We start from the raw sequence: 24,991 nt of genomic DNA on the forward strand, positions 1-24,991 counted from the left end.
TTCGCCCCCTCCGCCCCTACCCGTTCCCGTCACTTGGGGGCTCCGCCCCCAAACCCCCGCTCCTCAAACGCCGGAGGGGCTGAAAATCTTGCTTGCGGGGGAGGGGGCGAAGAAACCCCGCGATCACCCCACGCCGCACCCCCACGCCCTGGATACTGCGGGGAATGAGCACGCCCCTCGGGTCAACGACGACCCTTCTCCTCGCCCGACATGGGCAGACCGTCTGGCACGCCGAGAACCGTTACGCCGGGGTGAGCGACGTCGCTCTCACCGACGAGGGCCACGCCCAGGCGGAGGCCCTCGGCCACTGGTCCGCGGCAAACGGGGTCGACGCGGTCTGGACGTCGACGGTGTCCCGCGCCGCCGCCACGGCAGACCCCGCCTGCAGAACCCTCGGCCTCACCGCGACCCGTGAACCGTCCCTGAGGGAATGCGACTTCGGCATTCTGGAGGGCCGCACCCTGGCGGAGTTCGAGGCCGAGAACCCGGCGAGGGCGAAGGCGTTCCGGTCGGACCCGGTGGCGTACCCCTTCCCGGAGGCGGAGGACCCCCGCACCGCGGCCGCCCGCGGCGTGAAGGCCCTGCGCCGCATCGCGACCGCCCACCAGGGCGAGCGCGTCCTGGTCGTCGCCCACAACACCCTGCTCCGCCTGGCCCTGTGCTCGCTGCTGTCCATCCCGCTGGGCGAGTACCGCCGGGTGTTCCCGCAACTGCGCAACGCGGCGGTGAGCGAACTCCGTATGGACGAGAGGTCGGCCGGCCTCATCGCGCTCAATGTGCCCTGCGCGTAGGGAACATGGAGAGAGCCCCCGCGAGTCACGTCCTCGCGGGGGCTCTCCTTCCATCCGCCTGCCACGTGAAGGTTGAGAAGACGATCACGAGCAGGACGCTTCATATCTGCCTCAGGGAGTCAGTAGCAACACATCCGCGCGGGACTTCGCCGCCGCGTAACGCCGCGCCACGTCCTGCCAGTTGACGACCTGCCACATGGCCTCGATGAAGTCGACCTTCTGGTTCCGGTACTGGAGGTAGAAGGCGTGCTCCCAGGCGTCGAAGACGAGGACCGGGACCGAGCCCTGGCCCACGTTGCCCTGGTGGTCGTAGACCTGCTCGACGACGAGACGCCCGCTCAGCGGCTCGTACGCGAGGACGCCCCACCCGGAGCCCTGTGTGGTCGCGGATGCCTTCGTCAGCTGGGCCTTGAACCCGGCGAAGGAGCCGAACGACTCGGTGATCGCGTCCGCCAGCTCACCCACGCCGTCCGCGGCCAGCGGTTCACCGCCGCCCTCGCCGGTCATGTTCTGCCAGTAGATGCTGTGCAGGATGTGGCCGGAGAGGTGGAAGGCCAGGTTCTTCTCCAGCCCGTTGACCGAGCCCCACGACTCCTTGTCACGCGCCTCCGCGAGCTGCTCCAGCGTGTCGTTGGCCCCCTTCACATACGCCGCGTGGTGCTTGTCGTGGTGCAGCTCGATGATCTCGGGGCTGATCACGGGCGCGAGCGCGGAGTAGTCGTACGGCAGCTCAGGAAGTGTGTAGACGGGCATGGCGGGTCCCCTCCGACCTCTTATTGCAATCTATGTGCAACTACACGCTAGCAACAAAAAGGCCCTCGCGTGACGCATGCGAGGGCCTTCGTGCAGTGGAGACGCACAGTTGAGACGTGCAGTTGAGAGCTGTCAGTCGCGGGCGGCGCGCGCCTTCTGCCGGGCGTACCCGACCGCCGCCAGCGCCACCGTCATCGCGCCCGTCGAGTAGAGCTGCACCCGCGTGTCCGGTTCCCGTGCCATCAGGACGAAGATGCCGGCCATTCCGGCGAGCGCCACCCACGTCAGCGCCGGGAACAGCCACATCCGTACGACCAGCTTCTCCGGCGCCTCGCGCTCCACCCTCCGCCGCAGCCGGAGCTGCGAGACGGCGATGAAGATCCAGACGACGAGGATGACCGCGCCGATCATGTTCAGCAGCCAGGGGAAGACATCGTCGGGCCGCCAGTAGCTGAGCAGGACGCACACGAAGCCGAAGACCGACGACGCGAGGACGGCGACGCGCGGGACCCCGCCCGAGACCTTGCCAAGACCCTTCGGCCCCTGGCCCCGCTCCACCAGCGAGTATCCGATGCGCGAGGCGCCGTAGATGTTGGCGTTCATCGCCGAGAGCAGGGCGACGAGGACGACCACGTTCATCAGCTGCGCGGCGCCCGGGATGCCCAGGTGGTCGAGGGCGGCGACGTACGGGCCCTTCTCGACGACCTCCTTCGAGTCCCACGGGACGAGCGTGACGATGACCGCCATCGAGCCGATGTAGAAGAGCGCGATGCGCCACATCGCCGTACGGACCGACCGGGCCACACCCTGCACCGGGTTCTCCGACTCGGCCGCCGCGATCGTCACGGTCTCCAGACCGCCGTACGCGAACACGGAGGCGAGCAGGCCGATGACGAGCCCCTCGCCGCCGTTCGGCAGGAAGTCGGTCAGGTTGGCGGTCCCGGGGGAGTCCGTGCCGGGCAGGACGCCCGCGACGGCGAGTACGCCGAGAACCAGGAAGAGGCTGATCGCGCCCACCTTCAGTGCGGCGAACCAGAACTCGAACTCGCCGAAGTTCTTCACCGCGGCAAGGTTCGCGACGCAGAAGACCACCATGAAGAGGGCGACCCAGGCCCACTCCGGGGTCCCGGGCAGCCAGCCCGTGACGATCTTCGCGGCGCCGATGCCTTCGAGGCCGACGGCCGTGCACAGCAGGACCCAGAAGGACCAGCCGGCGGTGAAGCCCGCCCACGGGCCGATCGCGCGCTCGGCGTGCGCCGAGAAGGAACCGGACGACGGATACGCGGCCGACATCTCACCGAGCATCCGCATCACGAGCATGACCAGCAGACCGCTCACGGCGTACGCGATGACGATCGAGGGACCGGCGGCGGCGATTCCCGCGCCGGAGCCGACGAAGAGGCCCGCGCCGATCACACCGCCGACGGCGATCATCGACAGGTGGCGCTGCTTGAGGCCGTGGGAGAGGGAGACGTCCGTGTCCGGGGTGCCGGGCGGGGCGTCGAGGGTGGTGCGGGGCATGGGCGCGGCTCGTCCATTACGTGAGGCGGGCAAAAACGCCGCCAGTCTGGGCGGCCTCTCCGGTCGGGCGGAGCGGCCGCCCAGCATGTGGACGAGAGCGATACGGAGGGTGGGGCTCCGGTTACCTGACTTCGTTTACCCCACTTCGGTTACCCGACTTCGGTGACCGAGGTGTAGTGCGAGGCGTCGCCCGCGATCGAGTAGCTCTCCTTGCCCTCGATGCCGACCGGCACATCACCGGCGACGGTCACGCGGTGCAGGCGGCGGGGCTGTCCGTCGTAGTTGTCGATGGCGTAGTGCTGGGTGATCCGGTTGTCGAAGAGGACGAGCTGGTTCGGGGACCAGCGCCAGCGCAGGATGTTCTCCGGCCGGGTGACGTACGCCTGGAGGATGTCGAGGATCTTGCGGGACTCGCCCACCGACAGGCCGATGATCCGCTGCGCGAACCCGCCGATGAACAGCCCGCGTTCACCGGTCAGCGGGTGGACCCGGACGACCGGGTGGGCGGTGCGGAACTTGATGGACGTGAACTGGGCGCGCTGCTCGGCCTGTTCCTCGTCGATCTCCTCGTCCGGCACCGCGTAGTCGTAGTCGTTGGTGTGCTCGGCCCACAGGTTGTCGGCGAGCTGGCGCAGCGGCTCGGGCAGGTCGCGGTAGGCGGCGGCGGAGTTGGCGATGAGGGTTTCGCCGCCGTACGGCGGGATGGTGATGGAGCGCAGGGTGCTGGCCTGGGGCGGGTTGAGGACGAAGGTGACGTCGGTGTGCCAGTGGTTGGCGCGGCCCCGCTCACTGTCCACGGGCAGCACGTTCGGGGCGCCGTCGACCGCGGGCACGGTCGGGTGGGCGGTGGTGAGGTCGCCGAACTGGCGGGCGAAGGCCTGCTGGCCCTCGTCGTCCAGGCCCTCGGCGTCGAAGACCAGCGCCTTGTGCTCGTTGAGGGCGGCACGGACGGCGGCGATGGTCTCGTCGTCGAGGGGCTTGGCGATGTCGATGCCGGATATCTGGGCGCCGATCTTCGCGGTGACCTTGCGGATCTCTATCTCGGACATGTGCGGCGGTCCTTTCAACTGAGGGTGTCTGCGGGTTCCTTCAGCGGGCGGTTCCGTGGGTTCCTTCTCGGGCGATTCCAGCGGGCGGCTTCAGGCGGGCGGTTTCAGTGGGAGGCGAGTGCCGGGACGGCGTACTGATTGGCCGGCCGCGGCAGCCCGTACCGCTCCCGCAGCGTCTGCCGCGGCCCGTACTCCGTGCGGAGCAGACCGCGGGTGCGCAGGATCGGCACGACCTGGTCGACGAAGAGTTCGAGGCCGGACGGCAGCACGGCGGGCATGATGTTGAAGCCGTCCGCGGCGCCGAGCCGGAACCAGTCCTCGATCGCGTCGGCGACCTGCTCGGGCGTGCCCGCGAAGGTCAGGTGACCGCGCCCGCCCCCGAGCCGGCCGATGAGCTCACGGGCGGTGAGCCGCTCGCGCCGGGCGAGTTCGACCACGAGCGTGTAGCGGCTCTTGGCGCCCTCGACGGCGCTCTCAGGCGGCAGGTCCGCGGGCAGTAGGGCATCGAGTTCGAGCGTGCCCGGCTCCAGATGCAGCAGGTGCTCCAGGCGGTAAAGACCGTGCTCGTACACGATGTGGTCCTCGAGGACCCGCTCGTGTTCGCGCGCCTCGGCCTCGGTCGAGCCGATGACCGGGACTATGCCGGGCAGGATTTTGATGTGGTCGGGGTCCCGGCCGGTGGCGCCCGTACGGGACTTGAGGTCGGCGTAGAAGTCCTGCGCGTCCTTGAGGGTCTGCTGCGCGGTGAACACCGCCTCCGCGTACCGGGCCGCGAACCGCTTGCCGTCCTCGGAGGACCCCGCCTGTACGAGGAGGGGGTAACCCTGGGGCGTGCGGGGGACGTTGAGGGCGCCCTCGACACTGAAGTACGTCCCCTTGTGGCGCGGCGGATGGAGCTTGCGCTCATCGCCCCAGACGCCCGTCGCCTTGTCGCCGACGACGAGGTCGTCCTCCCAGCTGTCCCAGAGCTTGAGCGCCACGTCGAGGAACTCGGCGGCACGCTCGTAGCGGGTGGCGTGGGCGGGTTCGTCGTCGAGGCCGAAGTTGCGGGCGGCCTCGGCGCCTGCGGTGGTGACGATGTTCCAGCCGGCCCGGCCGCCGCTGAGGTGGTCGAGGGAGGCGAATCTGCGGGACAGGTTGTAGGGGGAGTTGTAGGAGGTGGAGGCGGTGGCGATCAGGCCGATGTGCTGGGTGGCGACGGCCAGTGCCGTGAGCAGGGTGATCGGTTCGAGGGTGCCGGACGGGCGCTGGCCGACGCTGTTGAACAGCACCGGGCCGTCGGCGAGGAAGAGCGAGTCGAAGGTGCCGCGCTCCGCGATACGGGCGAGGTTGACGTAGTGCGCGAGGTCGACGCTCGCGTACGGATCGCTCTCGGGCAGCCGCCAGGAGGCCTCGTGGTGCCCGGTGTTCATCAGGAAGGCGTTCAGGTGGAGTTGGCGGGAAGCGGTGGGTGCAGTGGTCACTTGTGGTCCTCCGTGACGCCAAGGGCGGCGAGCAGCCGCTCGCGGTACTCGCCGAGCAAGGGGTCGCGATACGAGCGGGGATGCGGGATGTCGACGGTCAGATCGAGGCCGATACGCCCCTGGTCGAGCACGAGCACCCGGTCGGCGAGCACGATCGCCTCGTCCACGTCGTGCGTGACGAGCAGCACGGAGGGCCGGTGGCGCTCCCACAGCTCGCGCAGCAGGACGTGCATCTTGATCCGGGTGAGCGCGTCCAGCGCGCCGAACGGCTCGTCGGCAAGGAGGAGTTCGGGTTCGCGGACCAGAGAGCGGGCCAGCGCGGCACGCTGCGCCTCACCGCCGGACAGCTCATTGGGCCAGGCCCGTTCGCGGCCCGCGAGGCCCACCTCGGCGAGGGCGGCGCGACCGCGTTCGGCGGCCTCCTTGCCGTCCGCGCCGAGCAGTACGTTGTCGAGGACCCGGCGCCAGGGGAGCAGCCGGGAGTCCTGGAAGACGACGGACACCCGCTCAGGGGCGGTCAGTTGCCCGCTGCCGACGACGGTGTGGTCGAGCCCTGCGATGGCCCGCAGCAGCGTGCTCTTGCCGGAGCCGCTGTGCCCGAGCAGGGCCGTGAACTGGCCCGCCGGAAGGTCGAGGTCGATGTCGTCGAGGACGGTGCGGCCCTCGAAGGAGCGTGTCAGTCCCCGGAGTTGGACGGTGAGCTTCGTCTGAGTGGATGTCAGTTGCTCAGCGTGCGTCGCCATGACAGCACCCTCCGTTCGATGAGACGGACCGCGCTGTCGGAGACCAGACCGAAGACCCCGTAGATCAGCAGGCCGACGAGGATCACGTCCGACTGGCCGTAGTTCTGGGCCTGGAACATCATGTAGCCGAGCCCGTTGGTGGCGTTGATCTGCTCCAGGACGACCAGGGACAGCCAGGACCCGGTCACCCCGAGCCGCAGTCCGACGAAGAAGCCGGGCAGTGCGCCGGGGATGACGATCTGCCGGATGAAGGCGAACCTGGACAGCCCCTGGACCTCGGCGAGTTCGACATAGCGGTGGTCGATGCCGGACAGCGCGGAGTGCAGGTTCAGATAGATCGGGATGTAGACGACGATGGCGATGATCGCGATCTTGAAGGTCTCGCCGATGCCCAGCCAGAGGATGAACAGCGGGATCAGACCGAGGGTCGGGATGGCCCGGTTGAGCTGCACCGTCCCGTCGATCAGCGCCTCGCCGATCCGGCTGAGCCCGGACGCGAGCGCCAGGACCACCCCGGCGGTCAGGCCGAGGGCGAACCCGTACGCGGCGCGTTCCAGCGAGGTGAGCACATCCGTGGGGAGCGTGCCGTCGGTCCACAGATGGCCCGCGGTGCTGAGGACGGTCCAGGGCGCCGGTATCGCGCCGGGGTCCAGTTGCCCGGCGGCGGACGCGACGGCCCAGAGGGTGGCGAAGAGGACGGGGCCGATGAGACGGGCGGCGGGCAGTCGCTTGCCGGGTGCGAGCCCGCGGCGCCGGGCGCGAGCGGGTTTCTCCGTCACCGCCACGGGTGCGGTGGTGGTGGCAGTGGCGGTCACGGTGCCGGTCGTGGTGGTGGTCATGGCGGTCAACTCCGGTACTCGGCGGCCACGGACTTCGCCGCGATGCCCTCGAAGCGCCGGTCGAAGAGCGAGTCGACCTTGAACGCCTTCACGAAGCCGCCCTCGGCCAGCAGATCGGCGGTCTCCTGCTCCCACTTCACCGCCTCGTCCCAACTCGGCGGGTACAGCGGCTTGTTGGCGAGCTCGGTGATCGCCTGGGCCTGTGCGAGGTTCAGGTTCTGCGTCTTGACGAAGAACTCCTCGTTCCACTTGTCGGGGTGCTCGTACGCCCACACGGTGCCCTGCGCCCAGCGCGGGATGTACGCGGCGACCGCGGCGGCCTTCGCGGGGTCGGCGAGCACGGAGGTGGGCGCCCACAGCAGGTTGAGGAGGTCCACGACGTCGGTGGCGATGATGTGCGCGCCCTTGGACTCGTACTGCTTGATATAGGCGGGCACCTGCTCGTTGGCGAGCGGGGCGATGTCCACCTGGCCGGACTGGAGCGCGGTGAGGAACTGGTTGCTGGTCAGCGGCACCAGCTCCACATCGTCGTACGGCAGCCCCGCCTCCTTCAGGGCGCGCAGGAGTACGACGCCCTGCGCCTGGCCCTGCGAGAAGGCCAGCTTCCTGCCCTTGAAGCCCTGGGCGTCCTTGATGTCGCTGCCGGGTTTGGTGGCGAAGGCGTAGTTGGGCTTGCGGGTGACGTTGATCGCGACGATCTTCGCGTCGAAGCCCTGGTAGTGCGCCTGGATCGGCGGGATACCCGCGTTGTTGGCGAGGTCCAGGGACTTGGCGCGGAAGGCGTTGATGACATCGGGACCGGCGCCGATGTTCGGCCAGTCGGCGACGGTGAAGGGCAGGTCGTCGAGGCCCGCCAGCTTGAACTGGACCTGCTGTCGGCCCTGGTACGAGGCGATCTTCAGGCTCGTACCGGAGGGAACCTTGGCGGACAGCGGGGCGGACGTGGACCCCTTGGCCGAGGTGCTCGCGGCACTGCTGCCCGCGCAGCCACTGAGGCCGGCGACAGCGGCGGCGCCGAGCAGGGAGGACAGGAACAGCCGCCGGTCGATACCGGACGCGGAGGAGGACAGTGGTGGCATGGGAGGACTCCGTGACTTCAAGTGGCAGGAGAGCGCGCGGAATTCCGGGCAGGGCGAAGCCGGGCAGGGCGAAGCCGGGCAGGGCGAAGCCGGCAAAGAGGAATGCGCGCGTGAAGAGGCACATGAGGCACACGCCGGAGGCGCGGCGAAAAGAGGGATCCGAGTGATCGTCAGTGCGTCAACGCGTCAGCAACAAAGCGTGCGCGCGACCCGCATGAGGTCGACGACACGGCACTTGGTGAGCGGAACCTGCACCCGCGAGCTGCTCATGAGGAGGATGCTCCTGGTCGTCCGTAAGGCCTGTCAACATTCGGAGTTTCTGAATTAAATCGCCCCCGGTGAAAGCCCGATGACGGCTCCGGTGACGGCTCTGGTGGCGACGCCGACACGCCCAGCGGATCCCGGTAGAACACGTCGAGGGCCACCGAACCGCCCGCCACGGCCAGCACGGACTCCGGGAAACTCGTCGGCACGACGGCCGCCGCCCGGTCCGGCCCGACCTCCTCGCGCAGCGCCCGCAGGCAGTCCTCCCGGTGGATGATCCCGACCTCGGTGACGACGACGGTGTCCGGATTGAGGACGTCGAGCAGCAGCCCCACCGCCCGCCCGATCATCCGGGCCCGCTCCACCAGCAGCCGGACGGCGACCTGGTCACCGTCCGCCGCCGCGGCCACCACGTGCATCGGGTTCACACCGGCGATGACCCCCGCCTCGCGGGCCCGGCGGGACAGCGTCCGCTCGCTCAACTCGGCCTGAAGGCACCCCGTCCGGCCGCAGTCGCACCGCTCCGTGCCGCCCGCGAGCGGCAGATGGGCGATCGCACCGGCCTGGGAGCGGGGACCGTAGTGCACCTGGTCATGGGTGGCGAAGGCCGCGTCCACCACATTGCCGACGAACAGATGCAGCACGCTCCGGCTGCCGCGCGCCCGCCCGAACAGCCGCTCCCCGTTGACCAACGCCCGCGAGTGGCCGTCCACATGGACCGGCAGCCCGGTACGCGCGCCGATCGCGTCCCGTACGGCGACCTCACGCCAGCCCAGCATGGGGTGCTCCACGATGGTCCCGGAGTCCCGGTCCACCCAGCCCCCGCCGGCCACGCCCACGCTCAGCGGCGTACGGCCGGGCGCTTCGGCCAGCAGTGCGCCGAGCCCGTCGGCGGCGTTCGCCAGTACCCGGCCCGGCTCGGTGCCACCGCTGTGGCTCAGCTCCCGCTCCGCCACCACCCGGCCGCGCAGATCGAGCAGCGCGACCGTCGTGTACGGCACCGCCACGTGCACTCCGCCGACCACGAACCGGGCGTCGTCCAGGTCGACCGGTACGTGCGGGCGCCCCACGCCCTTCGACTGCCGGGGCGTGGACGCTTCCTGGATCAGACCGAGCGCCGCGAACTGGGCGCAGTAGTCGGTCACCGACGCCGGGGACAGCCCGGTCAGCCGGGCGACGGTGCTTCGGGCGACCGGTCCGTGGTCCAGCACGGACCGCAGGATGACACTGGCGCTGGTCCTGCGGCGCGCGCTGTCGGCGGCTCGGGTCCGCGGTGGTGCCGCGGTACGGGGCATGGAGAGCATGGGGAACTTCCTCGGGGCTGGTCCGACACTGCGCCGTCTTCGTATCGGCGAGCCGGATCCGCTCCGTCCCGCCCTACAGCGTGCGGCGACAGGTGGCCGTGCCCTGGCGACGCAGGTCGACATAGCGACGCGACGCGAAGTTCTCAGCCTGGGCAACCATGGGGTGAAGGGTAGGGCTTGTCCGGCGGATCCTGCTAGGGGCGGTTTTCTTCGGGGGAGAGTCTTCAGCCCGTCCGGCGTTCGAGGACGAGCGCGTCAGCGCGACAGGGGGGTCTGGGGGCGCAGCCCCCAGGTACGGGACGGGTAGGGGCGGAGGGGGCGAAAAAACGCTTTGGCGGGACCCAACAGTCCCGCCGCCCCCCACCCCGTGGGCAAATCGTCCCCACCTCAGTGACCAGCATCACGCCCCCACGGGTGTACACCGCACGCTTTGTCAGAAGCCAACCAACCCCCGGTTCCCCCCTTTGTCGACCGCTGACGGTGATCGCCCGCACACCCCTGGGATAGCGTCACCGTGTCCCGAACCTGCCGCCACCCCGCCGGAGTCCCCATGAGCACCGCTGCCGCCCCCACCCGCACGGGCATCCGCCCCGGCGAGGTCCTCGCCGACCTGCTCCCCGCCTCCCGCGTCAGGGACACCGCCCTGGTCCTCGGCGGCGCCGCCCTCACCGGCCTCGCCGCCCAGATCTCCCTCCCCGTCCCGGGCTCCCCGGTCCCGGTGACCGGCCAGACCTTCGCGGCGCTCCTCGTGGGCACCGCGCTCGGCACCCGCCGCGGCTTCCTGTCGCTCGCGGTGTACGCGCTCGTCGGCATGGCGGGCGTGCCGTGGTTCGCCGGCGGCGGCTCCGGCACCGCCGCCCCGTCCTTCGGCTACATCCTCGGCATGCTCCTGGCCGCCACCGTCGTGGGCGCCCTCGCCCGTCGCGGCGCCGACCGCTCCGTGCTGCGCACGGCGGGCACGATGCTGCTCGGCGAGGCGATCATCTACGCGATCGGCGTCCCGTACCTGGCCCTCGCCACCGGCATGTCGGCGAGCGCCGCGATCGCGGCCGGCCTGACCCCGTTCCTGATCGGCGACGCCCTGAAGGCGGCCCTGGCGATGGGCGTGCTGCCCACGGCCTGGAAGTTCCTCAACCGCTGAAACTCAACCGCTGAGGTTCAGCCGACGATGTTGTAGTTCCTGTTGAAGAGGTTCGCCGGGTCGTACTCCGACTTCAACCCGGCGAGCCTCTTCCGCGTTCCGGCGTCCCCGTACAGCCCCTCCGTACGATCCCCCGCCCCGAACGCGAAGTTGAGCGCCCGCCCGACCGCCCACGGCGCGAGCCGCTCGAACGCCGGATCCAGCACCTCCCGAGCCGTGTCCCGGTCGCCCATCGCCAACAGCCGCACCAGGAACCGCCCTTCGCGGTGCGGAACGGAGTTCGGCGCCGGAGCGGCCAGCGCTCCGCCCAAGTGGTTGATCTGCACGACGCACATCACGGGCGCCTCCGGCCCGGCCAGGGCGAGAAGCCCGGCCGCCGCATCGACGTCCAGCTCGCGCAGCACCGAGCTGTCGCCGTAGTAGGTATGCGGGAAGGCGGGGTCGCTGTGGATGGTGTGGCTGTCCGAGTACGGCATCTCGCGCAGCGAATCCGCGAGCACCGGGCCGATCTCCCGCAGCGGGGCGACGAGTTGATCCCCGTCGGCACCCGTGTAGGCCACGCGGACGGAGATGACGTACCGCCCCCGCAGCCGGTCCGGTATCGCAGGGACGTCCGGGTACGGAACGGCCGCGAACGACGAGGTCAGCCCGTCCGGCACGGTCCGCGTCCATCGCTCGTACGCCCGCAGCACCGCCTCCGGACCGACTTCGCGCCCGTCGAAGGAGACCGAGCCGCCGTACAGCCGCGCCACCGGCACGAGGCCGATCTCCATCCCCGTCACGACGCCGAAGTTGTGGCCGCCGCCGAGCAGCGCCCAGTACAGGTCCGCCTCCGCCTCCGGTGTGACATGGCGGAGCCGGCCGTCGGCGGTCACGACATCCAGTGCGCGCACATGGTCGGCCGCGTACCCGAACTCCCTTGCCAGGATGCCGAGTCCACCGCTCAGCGTGTACGAGACGGCGCCCACACCCGGCGCCGAACCGTTCAACGGGGCGAGCCCGTAAGGCCCGGCAGCCGCGACCACCTGCCCCCAGCGGACGCCCGCCTCGACGTGGACGGTGCGCGCCTCAGGGTCGACGGTCACCTTGTCCATGCGCTTCGTCGTGATCAGTACGCCGCCCTCTGCCTCGCCGGGCAGCCCGTGCCCGGTGGCCTGGATGCCGACCGGCAGGCCCTCGGCGGCGGCGTACCGCACCGCGGCGGCCACGTCGGCGGCCGAGGAGACGGCGTGGATCACGGCGGGCCGCTGCGTGAAACCGGTCTGGAAACCGGCGAGTTCCTCGTCGTACCCGGCGTCGCCGGGACGGAGGACGAGCTGATTCGCCTTGCTGTCCACGATGTTCATGGCGGTCATCGTGGGTCCATAACCTGACATGTGCCGTCAGGTTTTTTCAACGAGCAGGGGGTTGGGAGCCGGGCCCGGCTCCCAACCCCCTGACCTCAACTCAGTGCTGCTGCGGCTGCCTGCGGACCCACCACAGGCCCGCCGCCCCCGCCGAGACCAGCGCCGCGCCCGCCGCGCCGAGCGGCAGGACATCGCTCACGGGGCCGGTGCTCGGCAACTTGTCACCACCCGGTGCCACCGGAGTGTTGTCGGTGCCGAGCAGCAACGGGGTGGCCGGGGCGTTCGGCGACGGGTTCGTCGTACCGAACGGCACCGGGCCCTGCTGCCAGTACGTCTTCGCACCGTCGCTCGTCTGCACCGGCAGACAGATCTTTCCGGTCTTGCTCAGATCGAAGGTGGCGTCGACGTCGTACGACTGCGACTTACCGGCCGCGAGATTGCCGACGGCACAACTGAAACCACTGTTCGATCCCTCGGGAAGATCCCCTTCGGCTATGGCGTCACAGCCCTTTACGTCTTTGACCGTCATGCCGTCGAAACCGACCACCAAAAGCCTGATGTCGCCGCTTTCCTTGGTCCCTTCGTTCTTTACCGTGGCGGTAAGTGCCGTCTTTTGCGAACTGTTGTCGACGGAGATCTTCTCCGGCAGCAGCGTGGTCAGCTTTACACCCGCCGGTGCCTCGTCAACCGCCTTTCCCCCCTCACTGCTCCCCGGTCCCTGGTCGTCCGCCACGGCGGTGTAGGAAAGGATCATCACGGCCGAGAAAGATGCCGTGAGCAGCGATCCAGCGATGATCGTCGTGCGACGAGAACTCATGTTCGTCCCCCTTGGCTGCGCCTGAATTCGCAGTACTTGAAGAGGTACCACAAGATTTCTCCGCACTATGCTGGTACGGCATGAAGTGTGACCATTGTGTTTCCGAGTGGTGCAGTTGTGACGGGTGATTGTGATGGGTGTTGAGGGGGTGCGGGGATTGTCGGGGAATGTGCGGGGCGGTGTTCCGGGATTATTGGTGACGGGGCGTTATCGGCTGGTCGAGAGCATTGGGCAGGGGGGAATGGGGCGGGTGTGGCGAGCCGCCGACGACATGCTCGACCGGCAGGTCGCGGTCAAGGAAATGCGGATAGACGGACTCGACCCGGAGGACACGCGTACCCGCAGGGAACGCACCTTGCGCGAGGCCAGGGCCACGGCCAGGATCGACCACCCCAATGTCGTACGCATCTATGACGTCGTGGACGAGGGCGAGCGGCTCTGGATCGTCATGGAACTGGTCGCCGGCCGCTCGCTGGAGCAGATCGTGGTGGAGGACGGACCGCTCAGCACCCGCGAGGCGGCCCGTATCGGGCTCGAACTGGTCGTGGCGCTGCGCCAGGTGCACGCCGGGGGAGTGCTGCACCGGGACATCAAGCCGGGCAACGTGCTGGTCGAGCGGAGCGGTCACCACCGGGTCGTCCTCACCGACTTCGGCATCGCCGCGATCCAGGACACGAAGGCGCTCACCATGGCCGGGATGCTGGTCGGCTCCCCCGACTACATGGCGCCCGAACGCGTCTCCGGCCACCCGCAGGGCCCGCCGTCCGACGTGTGGTCCCTGGGCGCGACCCTCTGCGCGGCACTCGGCGGCCGTTCCCCCTTCTCCCGCTCCACCACCCTGGCCACGCTTCACGCCGTCCTGTACGAGGAGCCCGAACTCCCCGCCTCCGTGGGCGACTTGCGGGACATCCTGGCCGCCATCCTGGAGAAGGAGCCGTCCACGCGCCCCGGTCTGGAGGAACTCGAGGCGGAACTCGGACAGTTGGTGTTCCCGGGACCGGGACCGGAGGCGGGACGGAACGGTCCTGGGCCGGACGCGGGACCCGTCGCCGAGCCGGCGCTCGAAGAGCCGGAAGCCGCGCCGCCACCCGTTCCACCGGTCCACGTCGAGTCGCCCACGCCCGTACTCCTGGACGCGGAGTTCATGGGGGCGGTGCGGAAGCCGGAGCCCCCGCATGATTCCGCGCCGGAGCCCGAGCCGGCTTACGAGCCCGAGCCCGAGCCGGAACCCGCGGACGCGCCGGAACTCGACCCCGTGCAGGACGCGATACCGGCGCAGCGCACCCCGACGCGGAAGAGTTCACTCGACTTCAAGAAGCCCCGGCCCGAGCCGCCACCGGTCCCAAGCGCCGAAGCGGCAGCGGAAACCCCGGCGGAGGCCCCCGCCGTCCCGGACACCCGGAACACGTCCAACGCGTCGAGTGCCTCCAACGCCTCCACCGAAGTCCCCTCCGAACTGCGCGCGGAGGTCGGCTCGACAACCCCCTCGGTCTCCCGCTCGGCGGAGGCGGTGACGGAGGCCCAGTTCTCGACGGTGCCCGCCCACACGGCGATGCCGCCCGGCGAACTCCCCGGCCCCGCAGTACCCGCCGGGCCCCCCGGCCCGCGCCGGAGCAGGCGCGGTCTGTGGCTGGCCGCCGCGAGCGGTGTGGTCGCGGCGGGAGTGGCCGTCTGGCTGGTCGTCGCGGTGATCGGCGGACCGCCCGACGACAACAACGTGGGCTCCCCGACGTCGTCCGCGACCACCGGCCCCACGGGCAGCGCATCGCCCACCGTCGAAGGCACCTCGCGCCCGCCCAGCCTGCCCCCGGGAGCACACCGCGAGGCCGGCGGGTACGCGTGGGTGACGCCCAAGGGCTGGCGGCGGGACCTGAAGACGGGCTCGGAGGTGCACTACACCTCGCCCGACGGCAAGCAGGAGATCGCGGCCAAGTCCTCCCTCGCCAAGGGAAACCTCATGGACACCTGGGAGACCTCGGAGCAGAACGCCCGCCAGGGGCAGGGCTACCGGAAGATCCGCCTGGAGGAGACGACCTTCCGGGGCCGGCCCGCGATCGTCTGGGAGTACCTCTTCACGCTCCAAGGAGTGGGCTGGCACGCCCAGTTGCTCGGCTTCGACGCCGACGGGAAGTCGTACCAGATCAACACCTGGTACCAGCCGGACATCGAGGACCAGGCGCTCCAGGTCTATGAGCAGGTCAAGAAGACCTTCACCGTGCTGTGAGCGGGGATGTGAGCCGAGGCGCGAAAAGGGAGAAAAGGGAGGGGCCCCGAGGCGAAGACGAACGCCACGGGGCCCCTCCCTACTGCCTTTGGACCGGCCTCAGCCGACCTTCACCGGAGCTTCGTCGCGGGGATCGTCAGCCACCTGCTGGACGTACGGCGCGCCCGCTCCCCTCTTCTGCCGGATCACGGCGATCGCGAGTACCACCGCCGCGACGAGCAGGGACAGCAGGACCGTCTCCCGGCCGTCGTGCTCCGTGTCGGTCAGCATGTAGCCGAGCACGAACACGATCAGCGCGGCCGTCGCCCAGGTCAGATACGGGTACAGCCACATCTTCACGACCAGCTTCTCCGGCGACTCGCGCTGGATGATCTTCCGCATCCGCAGTTGCGAGAAGCAGATGACGAGCCAGACGAACAGGGCGACCGCACCGGACGCGTTGACCAGGAAGAGGAAGATCGTCTTGGGGTACGCGTAGTTGAAGAAGACGGCCACGAAGCCGAAGACGACCGACGCCAGGATCGCGGCCATCGGCACACCGCGCGAGGTGGTCTTCGCGAACACCTTCGGTGCGTCCCGCCGCTGTCCGAGCGAGAACGCCATCCGGGAGGCCGTGTAGAGCCCGGAGTTGAGGCAGGACAGTACGGAGGTCAGCACGATGAAGTTCATGATCTGACCGGCGTGTGCGATACCGAGGGAGTCGAGGGCGGCGACGTACGAGCCCTGCTCCTTGATCGACGGGTCGTTCCACGGCAGCAGCGCCACGACCACGAAGATCGAGCCGAGGTAGAAGACGCCGACGCGCCAGATGATGCTGTTGGTGGACTTGGTGACCGCGCGCTGCGGGTCCTCGGACTCACCGGCGGCGAGGGTCGCGATCTCGCTGCCCATGAAGGAGAAGACGACCAGCAGCACTCCGGTGAGGATGGCGCCGGGCCCGTTGGGCAGGAAGCCGCCGTGGCCGGTGAGATTCCCGAGTCCGGCCTGTTCGGCGTCGACGCCCGGCAGTACACCGAAGACGGCGAGCCCGCCGATCACGACGAACGCGCTGATCGCCACGACCTTGATCCCGGCGAACCAGAACTCGAACTCTCCGTACGACCCGACGGAGACGAGGTTGGTCGCGGTGAGGACGACCATCACGATGAGCGCCCAGCCCCACTGGGGAACGGCGGGAATCCACCCTTCGAGGATCTTGGCGCCTGCGGTGGCCTCGACGGCGAGCACGACCACCCAGAAGAACCAGTACAGCCAGCCGATCGAGAACCCGGCCCAGCGCCCGAGCGCCCGGTCGGCGTGCGCGGAGAAGGAACCGGACGTCGGATTCGCGGCGGACATCTCACCGAGCATCCGCATGACAAGGACGACGAGCGTCCCGACCAAGGCATAAGAGAGGAGGATGCCGGGCCCGGCGGTGGCGATACCGGAGCTGGAGCCCACGAAGAGCCCGGCTCCGATGACACCGCCGATGGCGATCATCGACAGATGACGGTTCTTGAGTCCGGCCTGGAGGCCGCCACCGGGTTCTCCGGGGCCTCCGGGGCCGCTTGCGGCCTTCGTGGGGGTCGGCTGCGAGGTCATGTAGGGGGATTCCTTTTCGCCGGACGAGCAGATGACCCGTACGAGTGGTGTCAGTGGGGCGTACGAGCCGGTCCAGTGAATCGGAGGTAAAGGAATTCGTGAACCTTTGAATCCAGATCGTTACTTGAGGTTTCCTTGAGGTTCTATGGTGTTGCTCGCAGATTTCGCTGGTGGCACCCGGCGAGGCCGATCCGAAACAGCCGTGTCACACTCGGAGCATGCGCGTGTATCTCGGCTCCGATCATGCCGGTCTCGAACTCAAGAACCACCTCGTCGAGTGGCTCAAGGCCGCCGGGCACGAGCCCGTCGACTGCGGGCCCCTCATCTACGACGCCCAGGACGACTACCCGCCCTTCTGCCTCCGCGCCGCGGAGCGGACGGCGGCGGACCCCGACTCCCTCGGCATCGTGATCGGCGGCTCCGGCAACGGCGAGCAGATCGCCGCGAACAAGGTGGCCGGCGTGCGTGCCGCCCTCGCCTGGAGCGAGGAGACCGCCTCCCTGGGCCGCCAGCACAACAACGCCAACGTCGTCGCCGTAGGCGCCCGCATGCACACCGAGGAAGAGGCGACCAAGTTCGTCGAGACCTTCCTCAACACCCCGTTCTCCGGCGACGAACGCCACATCCGCCGCATCAACATGCTCACGGCCTACGAGACGACGGGCGACCTGCCGCCGATCCCGGCGCACCACCCGCAGGGCGACTAGGTTTTCCGCAGTCCCGATCCCCCGCCCACCCGCGGGGGCGGGGGAGATCTTTCAGCCCGTCCGGCGTTTGAGGACGAGCGCGTCAGCGCGTCAGGGGGGTCTGGGGGCGCAGCCCCCAGGTACGGGACGGGTAGGGGCGGAGGGGGCGAAAAACCCTGTGCCCCGCCCGAGCACACACGGGAGGACCCGTGCCCGAAGGGCACACGATTCACCGCCTGGCCGAGGACTACGAGGCCAGGTTCGCCGGCGGGGCCACCCGCGTAACCAGCCCGCAGGGCAAGTTCGCAGACGCCGCAGCCCTCCTCGACGGCACCGAATTCGACACCGCCGACGCCCACGGCAAACACCTCTTCCTGCACTTCGGCGCCGAGGACTGGATCCACATCCACCTCGGCCTCTTCGGCAAGGTCAACTTCGGCGACGCCCCCGCACCCCCGCCCACGGACACCGTCCGCCTCCGCCTCGCCAACCCCACCGCGTACGTCGACCTCCGCGGCCCCACCACCTGCGCCCTGATCACGGACGACGAGAAGCAGGCGATACACGACCGCCTGGGCCCGGACCCCCTCCGCCAGGACGCCGACCCGTCGGCCGCGTACCACCGCATCTCCCGCAGCCGTACGACGATCGCCGCCCTCCTCATGGACCAGAAGATCATCGCGGGCGTGGGCAACGTCTACCGTGCCGAAGTCCTCTTCCGGCACGGCATCGACCCGTACCGCACCGGCAGGGACATCACCCCCGCCGAGTGGGAAGCGATCTGGACCGACCTCGTGGACCTGATGCGCGAGGGCGTCCGCAACAACCGCATCGACACCGTCCGCCCGGAACACACCCCCGAGGCCATGGCCCGCCCGCCGCGCGTCGACGACCACGGCGGCGAGGTGTACGTGTACCGCAGGGCACACCTGCCCTGCCACATCTGTGGCGGCGAGATCCGCACCGCCGATCTCGCCGCCCGCAACCTCTTCTGGTGCCCGACCTGCCAGAAAGCCTGACCCGGCCGGTCTAGAACCCGTGCGGCAGCCACGGAGCCACCGCCGAGGAGAACCCCACCGAGGCCTCCGTCAGCGCACCCTGGCGCAGCTCCCGCACCCGGCCCGCCGCCCCCAGCGAGGCCAGGGGCATCCCACCCAGATACGCCGCCCCCAACTCCCGTACGGACAGCGCGAGATCGGCCGCGTCCTCCGTACGCACGCAGGACGCGCCCTTCGCGTCACCCGTGAGCCGCCAACGCCCCTCGTTCCAGGGGCAGAACGCGTCCTCGACCTCGAACACCAGGTCCACCGGCGCCTGATACGTCCGCGCCTCCAGCGCGGCGCCGACATCGACGAGCCGCACATGCAGCGCGTCCCTCAGCCGCAGATTGCAGCGGCGGATGTCGGACACCATGTGCTGCCAGGCCTCGTCGACGGGCCGGCCGCGGGTGCGGAGCCTGGACGTCAGGTCGATCTCGAAGAGGAACCGCCACAGCGCGCCCTGCACCGCCGGGTCGAGACCCTCCAGCTCCTCGAGCACGACCGCGCTCCTGGGCCCGGACGGTTCCCACTCCGGCTTGACCCGGTACCTGGCGTAGCCCACGACCTCGTCGTCCCGCTCGGCGACCACGCACTGCAACGGCGAAGCGCCGTCCCGCTCGCCCTCCGGGTCGAGCAGCCCCACCTGCTCCCAGCCGGGCCGCCGCGCCAGCATGCCCGGACGCCCCGGCACCAGCCGCGCGTACACCGCCTCGCACGCGTCGAGGACATCGGCCGGTGCCGCGTACCGCAGGCGTACGTCGTCGGTGCCGGGCGGAACGGACAGTTGTACGCGGCTGGTCTCGATCTCGGCGTTGAGCTGATACGTCGCGATGCCGTAGCCGAACCGGCCGTAGATCGCCGGCTCCGACGCCGTCAGCACCGCGAGCGGTTCGCCCCACGAGCGGATGTCGTCCAGCTGGCGCCGCATCATGGACCTCAGCACCCCGCGCCGCCGGTGCGTGGCCGCGACGCTCACCATCGTGATGCCCGCGGCCGGTACGGAGGCGCCGCCCGGCACCGTGACGCGGAAGCTGAACGCGCCCGCCGTGCCCACCACCTGGTCGCCGTCCCAGACTCCGATGGAACGGTCGTACTCTGTAAGCACGTTGTAAAGTCCGCGCTCGTCGGACGACTCCGGCACTCCGCCGAAGGCGCGGACCAGGTTGTCGTACCACGCGTTCCACTCGGTCTGCTGAAGTACCCGCACGTCAGTCGTCATAGGCCATGACTACCAGGGCAATGCGGTACGAGCCAGGGAATTTCTCCCCACCGTCGCGGAGGCCCTGTGCGAGGTCTTCCAAGACGTCTTCGCCGGCGCCTTCCGTGACGTCTACTGGACGTCTGCTGGACGTCTTCTGTGGATTTCTCTGTGAAGTTGAGCGCTCGGACGGGGGACAAGTGGGACCTCCCGTGCCAAGCACCTGGTCCGATGGATAGGGTCCCGAACTAATGGCAGCAGGACGAGAGCGGCGCGCGGAGGCCGATACGTTCACGGCCCGGTTGAAGAAGCAGGCGCACCGGGCCCGCACCGGCCTGCGCAGATCCGCCGTCGACTACTTCCGCGGCGACGGGTCCGACTGGATCGCGCTGGCCGGTCTGCTGCTGACGATCCCGCTCATCGCGGCCACCACGCTGGCCAACTCGGTCTGGTGCTCACCGGCCGCCCTGGTCCTCCCGATCGTGGCGGGCGGCCTGCTGCTGCGTCCCGCCAGCCTGCTGGGCCTGTACGCCGCGGCCGCCACCGCGCTGATAGTGGAGTCCGTGGAGCTCGGCCCGTACACGGAGGGTCCGTCCCGGGTCACGCCGGGTGTGGTTCTCGTCGTCGCGGCCTGTGGCTTCTTCGGACTGCTGATCGCGCAGTTCAGGAGCCGGGTCGGGGTGCCGTGGCGACGCGGCGGCACCATGCTCTTCGATCTGCGCGAACGCATCCGGGTGCAGAGCAAGCTGCCGCAGCTGCCGTTGGGCTGGCACCGGGAGATGGCGCTGCGGCCGGCCGGCGGGCAGTCGTTCTCGGGCGACTTCGTGGTGGCGGCGCGGACGAACGGTGGCCGGACTCTGGAGGTCGTCCTTACGGACGTCTCGGGCAAGGGTATGGACGCGGGGTCGCGTGCGCTGCTGTTGTCGGGGGCGTTCGGTGGCCTCCTGGGGTCGCTTCCCCCGCACGCGTTCCTCACCGCCGCGAACGGCTATCTCCTTCGCCAGGACTGGGACGAGGGGTTCGCCACGTCGATCCATCTGGTCCTCGACCTCGACTCGGGCGACTATGAGCTCTTCTCCGCCGGGCACCCGCCTGGGCTCCAGCTCAGCGCGGGCAGTGGGCGCTGGGAGGAGAAGGCTGCGGAAGGCCCGCTCCTCGGGGTGTACGACGGTGCCCAGTTCGACCCCGTCAAGGGTTCCCTGCGCCCCGGTGACGTCCTCATGCTCTTCACCGACGGTCTCGTCGAAACCTCCGAACGAGACATCGTGGAAGGCATCGACCGCCTCACCGGCGAAGCCGACCGCTACGTCGCCGGCGGCTTCCACGGTGCCGCCTGGCACCTCATCGAGGCGGTGGCCAAGGATGTGAACGACGACAGGGCGCTGCTGCTGATCTGCCGGGAGGGCGGGGCGGCTGCGGCTGCGGCGGTGGTCTGAGCTGATGCCGGGTGGGTGGGTCGGGGGCGTGCCGGTACGTCCGCCCGTCGCCGCCGGATCAGACGTCGGCCGAGCAGGAAAACGTCCGGTGACGCGAACGTACGCGACGGGCTTTGGACGTACCGGCACGCCCCCTCCCGCCGGTGGGCGGCTGCGAGGCGTCCGCTGTGGGGGGTTGGTTTTTCGCCCCCGCCGCCCCTACCCGTCCCTTGTTCCTGGGGCTGCGCCCCAGACCCCGCTCCTCAAACGCCGGAGGGGCTGAATATCTCCCCGGCCGGCGCTGAAATCTTCCGCCCGGGCCGCAGATCACTCAGCCCGACTGTCTGGCGTGAGAGGACAAGCTGGTGCCGTCCAGATCCCCCGCCCACCCGAGAGGGCTCCACTCTTCCCGGGGGGCTGCGCTCTTCAGCCTCGGCCGGGGAGATCTTTCAGCCTGTCCGGCGTTTGAGGACGAGGCCGTTCAGGCCGATGCGGGGGTCTGGGGGCGGAGCCCCCAGGAGCAAGGGACGGGTAGGGGCGGAGGGGGCGAGAAAAACTGGGTGGGGCGGGGCGACCGTCCGGGGTCCGCGGTGCGGCGCGTGGGGTGACACTGGTCGGGTGACGCGAACTCTTCTGACCTTGGCCGAAGTCGAGGCCCTCGCCCGTGAGGCGCACGCCGCCCAGACCGACAAGGCGGGGCGGCCGTACACCGAGCACCTCCACGCGGTGGCGGAGGGCGTCCGCGACCGCGGCGGCGACGACGAACAGATAGCGGCGGCCTGGCTGCACGACGCGGTCGAGGACGAGGCGCTGTCGGAGGAGTGGCTGACCGACGCCGCCCTGACGAACCGCACGAAGGCCATCGTGCTGGCGCTCACCAAGCGCGAGGGCGAGCCCCCGGAGTCGTACGCGAAACGTATCCGCACGACCCCGGGCGCCCTCCTGGTGAAGGCCTCGGACCTGGCGCACAACGCCGACCCGGCGAGGCTCGCGGTCCTCGACGAACACACCAGAGCCCGGCTGACGAAGAAGTACGCCTCGATGCGCGCCCTGCTGGGCCTCGCTCCCTGAACGCGGCCAGGAGAGCTACGACTTGGCGGTCCCGGCCCGTTCACGGGCGAGCTCCGTCGCGTCCCGTTTGAAGGCCCACTCCATCCTGGGCTCCATCGCGAAGCGGAAGACCCGCTGGACGGGCGGCGTGCACAGCAGAGTGACGCCCGCAGCCGCGACGAGGGTCACAAAGACCTCACCGAGCGGCTTGTGCAGCCACGCGTGGTCGAACCAGCCCCAGTACTCGCCGCCCTTGACCAGGAAGCCGTGCAGCAGATAGCCGTACAGCGTGCCCGCACCGAGCACCGTGACCCAGAGCTTGCGACGCGGCACCCACGAGAGGAAGCACGCGGTGAGCAGCAGCGAGCAGCCGAAGAGAGCGAGCGTCATGACGGGCCCCGTCCACCACGGCGCACCCAGTTGCTGCGCGCTGTCGCGGTGGTAGAACCAGCCCGTGTTCATCCGCGGCACCGCCCAGTAGCCCACCATCAGCGCGGTGGCGAAGACCGGTACCGACAGGATCCGGATCTCACGCCGGCGCACCAGCTGGAAGTGCTCGGGCTTCATGAACAGGCCCAGGACGAAGAACGGCAGGAACTGCAGTACGCGCTGGAGGTCCAGATCGTCACCGATGTCCGGTGAGACGCTCGCGAGCATGGCGATGACGAGGGCGAGCGGAAGCGGCCACCGGACCAGCTTCCACAGCGGAGTCGTCAGCCGCCAGACGAAGAGCGCGGCCAGGAACCAGGTGAGGTACAGGGGGTCGAGCACGCTGATCGACTGTCCCGGATTGTCGTCGGCCCAGCGGCTGAAGAGGGAGTACGCCACCTCGAAGACGACGTACGGCACGGCGACGCCGGTCACCAGTCGCTTGAGGCGGTCCGCACGCATGTCGAAACTGCGCGAGAAGTAGCCGGAGATGAGGATGAAGGCCGGCATGTGGAAGGCGTACACGACGGTGTAAGCCGCTTCGAGGACGCGGCTCTGGCCCTTCAGCGGCTCCCACGCGTGACCCATGGCCACGAGCACGATCGCCAGGTACTTGGCGTTGTCGAAGAACGCGTCGCGCTGTTTCGCGGGCTTGGTGCCCGGGGCGGCCGCACCGGTGGCCGCCTTCGGCGTCAGGGAGGTGGCGGCCTTCGGCGTCGGGGACGAGCGGGGACTCGGCACTCCCCGCGCCGGCTGCTGCGCCAGGGGGAGTGCGGCTCCGCGATGGCCTTGCGGACGTAGCGAGTTCGTCACAGTCGCTCCGAGGAGAAACTCGGGGAGATGATGCGTGACCTCGCTGCGCATACGGGGGACGTGGCGGCGTGGAACATCTGAGGCACCCTAGCGTTGTCTATGTGTTCCCGTAAAACCGTCGACGTCATTCCTGCTTATTGCCTGCGAGTACCCAGGAATGAGGAGGGCTTGCGGTCTGGTTCGCAAGTGACTCCTTATATCGATTTGCTTACCACGTGCGGTCGTTCTGTCCTTATTCATCCCGACTAAATGGTGCATAAGGCCCGCGGGTGACTCTGGCGGCATGTCCGGTTCGTGCGGTTTTTGTGGCCCGCTCAGGGAGTCTGTGATGTGCCCGTGGCAACAATTCGAATTACCTGCGAACAGGATGTGTGGGTATGGAAACGGTCGCTCTGAATTTCCTATGAGGACACACCTTCGAATTACGGTGCACAGCACCGCTGTTCACTTGGACGGAGGTGTAACGGCGGTGCGGAGGCCGGGAGTCCGTGGCCGACGATGTGTCACCCGCGGCATGACGAAGCCGGGTTGGTGGCACGATGGTTCTGGCGGGGGTGTGGGGCTGCATCCCCGGGCCGGGAGAGCGGACCGACCGTAGGGTGTGATCAGTTGTGGCCATTTCGCTGTCAGTGGTGCTGCTGTTGGGGATCGTCCTGGTGGTGTTGATACGGGGTGGATCGATCAAGGGAGGGCCGGCGGCGGTAGCCGTGCTCTTCGGCTTCTTCCTCGCGTCCACAGGCATGGCGGACGACATACAACGGTTCCTCAACTCGGTGGCGGAGACCATCAACTCGATCCAGTTCTGAGCGGACGGCCGCGCCCGGCGAGAGCGCCCCGCGACGAGAGCCGGGCCGCGGGGACTCCACCATGCCTGCATGCCATAGGGCCCGGATGTCATGCGGGGGCGACGCCCGTGAACGCACTTGGGGCCCGGTTCCGTGGAACCGGGCCCCAAGCGACTACGAAGAGCGGGCGACGGGAATCGAACCCGCGTAGCTAGTTTGGAAGACTAGGGCTCTACCATTGAGCTACGCCCGCACAGGACGCACCGCAGGTCAGTGACCGCGGCACAGAAAGCATCGTAGCGGGTCGCACCCCTTCGTCGCACACCCCGTTACGTGCCCCGTGCACGCTCCTGAAATGCGGCAGCCGTGCCCCCTGGGGGCATGTACCCTACGTGTCGCACCGACGGGGTGTGGCGCAGCTTGGTAGCGCGTCCGCTTTGGGAGCGGAAGGCCGTGGGTTCAAATCCCGCCACCCCGACCACCGTGCCGGACCATCGGCCGGACGATGTCAAGATCGCCTTTTGGGCCGTGTACCGCCTGCGGTTACTATGCAAGCTGCGCGCCCGTATGTCTGCACTGTTACGTCTCTCAAGGGCCGCGAATCCGCCTCAGTGCTCCGGTCGACTCAGCAGAAGTCGTCAGACGCACGCAGCAGAACCC

Annotated in this window: 21 protein-coding genes and 2 tRNA genes; 9 read left to right on the forward strand and 14 right to left on the reverse strand. The window is 69.3% G+C overall.

Annotation, left to right across the window (positions count from 1 at the left end; all coding sequences use genetic code 11):
• The first annotated feature begins 164 nt into the window (after positions 1 to 164).
• Complete coding sequence (locus tag OG246_RS16445; RefSeq protein WP_266462222.1) at positions 165 to 791, forward strand: histidine phosphatase family protein; 627 nt, start codon at positions 165 to 167, stop codon at positions 789 to 791.
• Positions 792 to 902: 111 nt separating this feature from the next.
• On the opposite strand, the gene OG246_RS16450 is transcribed toward OG246_RS16445, so the two are convergent.
• The 8 genes from OG246_RS16450 to OG246_RS16485 all read right to left on the reverse strand — a co-directional run bounded on the left by OG246_RS16450 (position 903) and on the right by OG246_RS16485 (position 9,797).
• The gene (locus OG246_RS16450) at positions 903 to 1,544 is read right to left on the reverse strand and encodes a superoxide dismutase (protein ID WP_266462224.1); all 642 of its coding nucleotides are present in this window, start codon (positions 1,542 to 1,544) and stop codon (positions 903 to 905) included.
• Positions 1,545 to 1,676: 132 nt separating this feature from the next.
• Positions 1,677 to 3,065, reverse strand: coding sequence for an amino acid permease (locus tag OG246_RS16455; protein ID WP_266462225.1), 1,389 nt, complete (start codon positions 3,063 to 3,065; stop codon positions 1,677 to 1,679).
• A gap of 149 nt (positions 3,066 to 3,214) precedes the next feature.
• Complete coding sequence (locus tag OG246_RS16460; RefSeq protein ID WP_266462227.1) at positions 3,215 to 4,114, reverse strand: TauD/TfdA family dioxygenase; 900 nt, start codon at positions 4,112 to 4,114, stop codon at positions 3,215 to 3,217.
• Between the two features lie 104 nt (positions 4,115 to 4,218).
• Positions 4,219 to 5,577 (reverse strand): LLM class flavin-dependent oxidoreductase, encoded by a 1,359-nt coding sequence (locus OG246_RS16465; protein ID WP_266462229.1) that lies wholly within the window; start codon positions 5,575 to 5,577, stop codon positions 4,219 to 4,221.
• A complete protein-coding gene (locus tag OG246_RS16470) occupies positions 5,574 to 6,320 on the reverse strand; it encodes an ABC transporter ATP-binding protein (RefSeq protein ID WP_266462231.1) in 747 nt (248 codons plus the stop codon). Before OG246_RS16470 ends, OG246_RS16465 begins: the two co-directional genes overlap by 4 nt.
• On the reverse strand, positions 6,296 to 7,159 hold the full coding sequence (locus OG246_RS16475) for an ABC transporter permease (protein ID WP_266462234.1): 864 nt from the start codon (positions 7,157 to 7,159) through the stop codon (positions 6,296 to 6,298). The genes OG246_RS16470 and OG246_RS16475 overlap by 25 nt, the downstream gene beginning before the upstream one ends.
• Before the next feature lie 5 nt (positions 7,160 to 7,164).
• Positions 7,165 to 8,238, reverse strand: coding sequence for an ABC transporter substrate-binding protein (locus tag OG246_RS16480; protein WP_266462237.1), 1,074 nt, complete (start codon positions 8,236 to 8,238; stop codon positions 7,165 to 7,167).
• A gap of 266 nt (positions 8,239 to 8,504) precedes the next feature.
• The gene (locus OG246_RS16485) at positions 8,505 to 9,797 is read right to left on the reverse strand and encodes an ROK family transcriptional regulator (protein ID WP_266464258.1); all 1,293 of its coding nucleotides are present in this window, start codon (positions 9,795 to 9,797) and stop codon (positions 8,505 to 8,507) included.
• Positions 9,798 to 10,356: 559 nt separating this feature from the next.
• Between OG246_RS16485 and OG246_RS16490 the strand changes: the two genes are divergently transcribed.
• Positions 10,357 to 10,947, forward strand: coding sequence for a biotin transporter BioY (locus tag OG246_RS16490; protein WP_266462240.1), 591 nt, complete (start codon positions 10,357 to 10,359; stop codon positions 10,945 to 10,947).
• A 17-nt stretch (positions 10,948 to 10,964) separates the two neighbouring features.
• Here OG246_RS16490 and OG246_RS16495 read toward each other — a convergent pair whose 3' ends face one another.
• Both OG246_RS16495 and OG246_RS16500 read right to left on the reverse strand, forming a co-directional pair.
• Positions 10,965 to 12,302 carry an FAD-binding oxidoreductase gene (locus OG246_RS16495; protein ID WP_266462243.1) on the reverse strand — a complete coding sequence of 446 codons (1,338 nt, stop codon included), beginning with the start codon at positions 12,300 to 12,302 and terminating at the stop codon, positions 10,965 to 10,967.
• A gap of 91 nt (positions 12,303 to 12,393) precedes the next feature.
• Positions 12,394 to 13,110, reverse strand: a complete 717-nt coding sequence (locus OG246_RS16500) for an LPXTG cell wall anchor domain-containing protein (protein WP_266462246.1) — start codon at positions 13,108 to 13,110, stop codon at positions 12,394 to 12,396.
• A 193-nt stretch (positions 13,111 to 13,303) separates the two neighbouring features.
• Here OG246_RS16500 and OG246_RS16505 point away from each other — a divergent pair, with 193 nt between their 5' ends.
• Positions 13,304 to 15,334 (forward strand): serine/threonine-protein kinase, encoded by a 2,031-nt coding sequence (locus tag OG246_RS16505; RefSeq protein ID WP_266464262.1) that lies wholly within the window; start codon positions 13,304 to 13,306, stop codon positions 15,332 to 15,334.
• 99 nt (positions 15,335 to 15,433) lie between these two features.
• Here the strand turns inward: OG246_RS16505 and OG246_RS16510 are convergent, their stop codons facing one another.
• Positions 15,434 to 16,915, reverse strand: a complete 1,482-nt coding sequence (locus OG246_RS16510) for an amino acid permease (protein WP_266462249.1) — start codon at positions 16,913 to 16,915, stop codon at positions 15,434 to 15,436.
• Positions 16,916 to 17,133: 218 nt separating this feature from the next.
• Here OG246_RS16510 and OG246_RS16515 point away from each other — a divergent pair, with 218 nt between their 5' ends.
• Positions 17,134 to 17,622, forward strand: a complete 489-nt coding sequence (locus tag OG246_RS16515) for a ribose-5-phosphate isomerase (protein WP_266462250.1) — start codon at positions 17,134 to 17,136, stop codon at positions 17,620 to 17,622.
• 188 nt (positions 17,623 to 17,810) lie between these two features.
• Positions 17,811 to 18,620, forward strand: coding sequence for an Fpg/Nei family DNA glycosylase (locus OG246_RS16520; RefSeq protein WP_266462251.1), 810 nt, complete (start codon positions 17,811 to 17,813; stop codon positions 18,618 to 18,620).
• Positions 18,621 to 18,630: 10 nt separating this feature from the next.
• On the opposite strand, the gene OG246_RS16525 is transcribed toward OG246_RS16520, so the two are convergent.
• Positions 18,631 to 19,860 carry a GNAT family N-acetyltransferase gene (locus OG246_RS16525; protein WP_266462254.1) on the reverse strand — a complete coding sequence of 410 codons (1,230 nt, stop codon included), beginning with the start codon at positions 19,858 to 19,860 and terminating at the stop codon, positions 18,631 to 18,633.
• Between the two features lie 230 nt (positions 19,861 to 20,090).
• On the opposite strand from OG246_RS16525, the gene OG246_RS16530 reads away from it, so the two are divergent.
• Both OG246_RS16530 and OG246_RS16535 read left to right on the forward strand, forming a co-directional pair.
• On the forward strand, positions 20,091 to 21,275 hold the full coding sequence (locus OG246_RS16530; protein WP_266462257.1) for a PP2C family protein-serine/threonine phosphatase: 1,185 nt from the start codon (positions 20,091 to 20,093) through the stop codon (positions 21,273 to 21,275).
• A 597-nt stretch (positions 21,276 to 21,872) separates the two neighbouring features.
• Entirely contained in the window at positions 21,873 to 22,325 is a 453-nt protein-coding gene (locus tag OG246_RS16535) for an HD domain-containing protein (RefSeq protein WP_266462260.1), read from the forward strand.
• Positions 22,326 to 22,340: 15 nt separating this feature from the next.
• On the opposite strand, the gene OG246_RS16540 is transcribed toward OG246_RS16535, so the two are convergent.
• On the reverse strand, positions 22,341 to 23,546 hold the full coding sequence (locus OG246_RS16540) for an acyltransferase family protein (RefSeq protein ID WP_266462263.1): 1,206 nt from the start codon (positions 23,544 to 23,546) through the stop codon (positions 22,341 to 22,343).
• Positions 23,547 to 24,157: 611 nt separating this feature from the next.
• Between OG246_RS16540 and OG246_RS16545 the strand changes: the two genes are divergently transcribed.
• A complete protein-coding gene (locus OG246_RS16545; protein ID WP_266462266.1) occupies positions 24,158 to 24,352 on the forward strand; it encodes a hypothetical protein in 195 nt (64 codons plus the stop codon).
• A 161-nt stretch (positions 24,353 to 24,513) separates the two neighbouring features.
• On the opposite strand, the gene OG246_RS16550 is transcribed toward OG246_RS16545, so the two are convergent.
• Positions 24,514 to 24,584 (reverse strand) — tRNA-Gly (locus OG246_RS16550).
• A 151-nt stretch (positions 24,585 to 24,735) separates the two neighbouring features.
• Here OG246_RS16550 and OG246_RS16555 point away from each other — a divergent pair.
• Positions 24,736 to 24,812, forward strand: a tRNA-Pro gene (locus OG246_RS16555).
• Positions 24,813 to 24,991 lie beyond the last annotated feature (179 nt).

This window comes from Streptomyces sp. NBC_00620, from assembly GCF_026341825.1.
Lineage (GTDB): Bacteria > Actinomycetota > Actinomycetes > Streptomycetales > Streptomycetaceae > Streptomyces.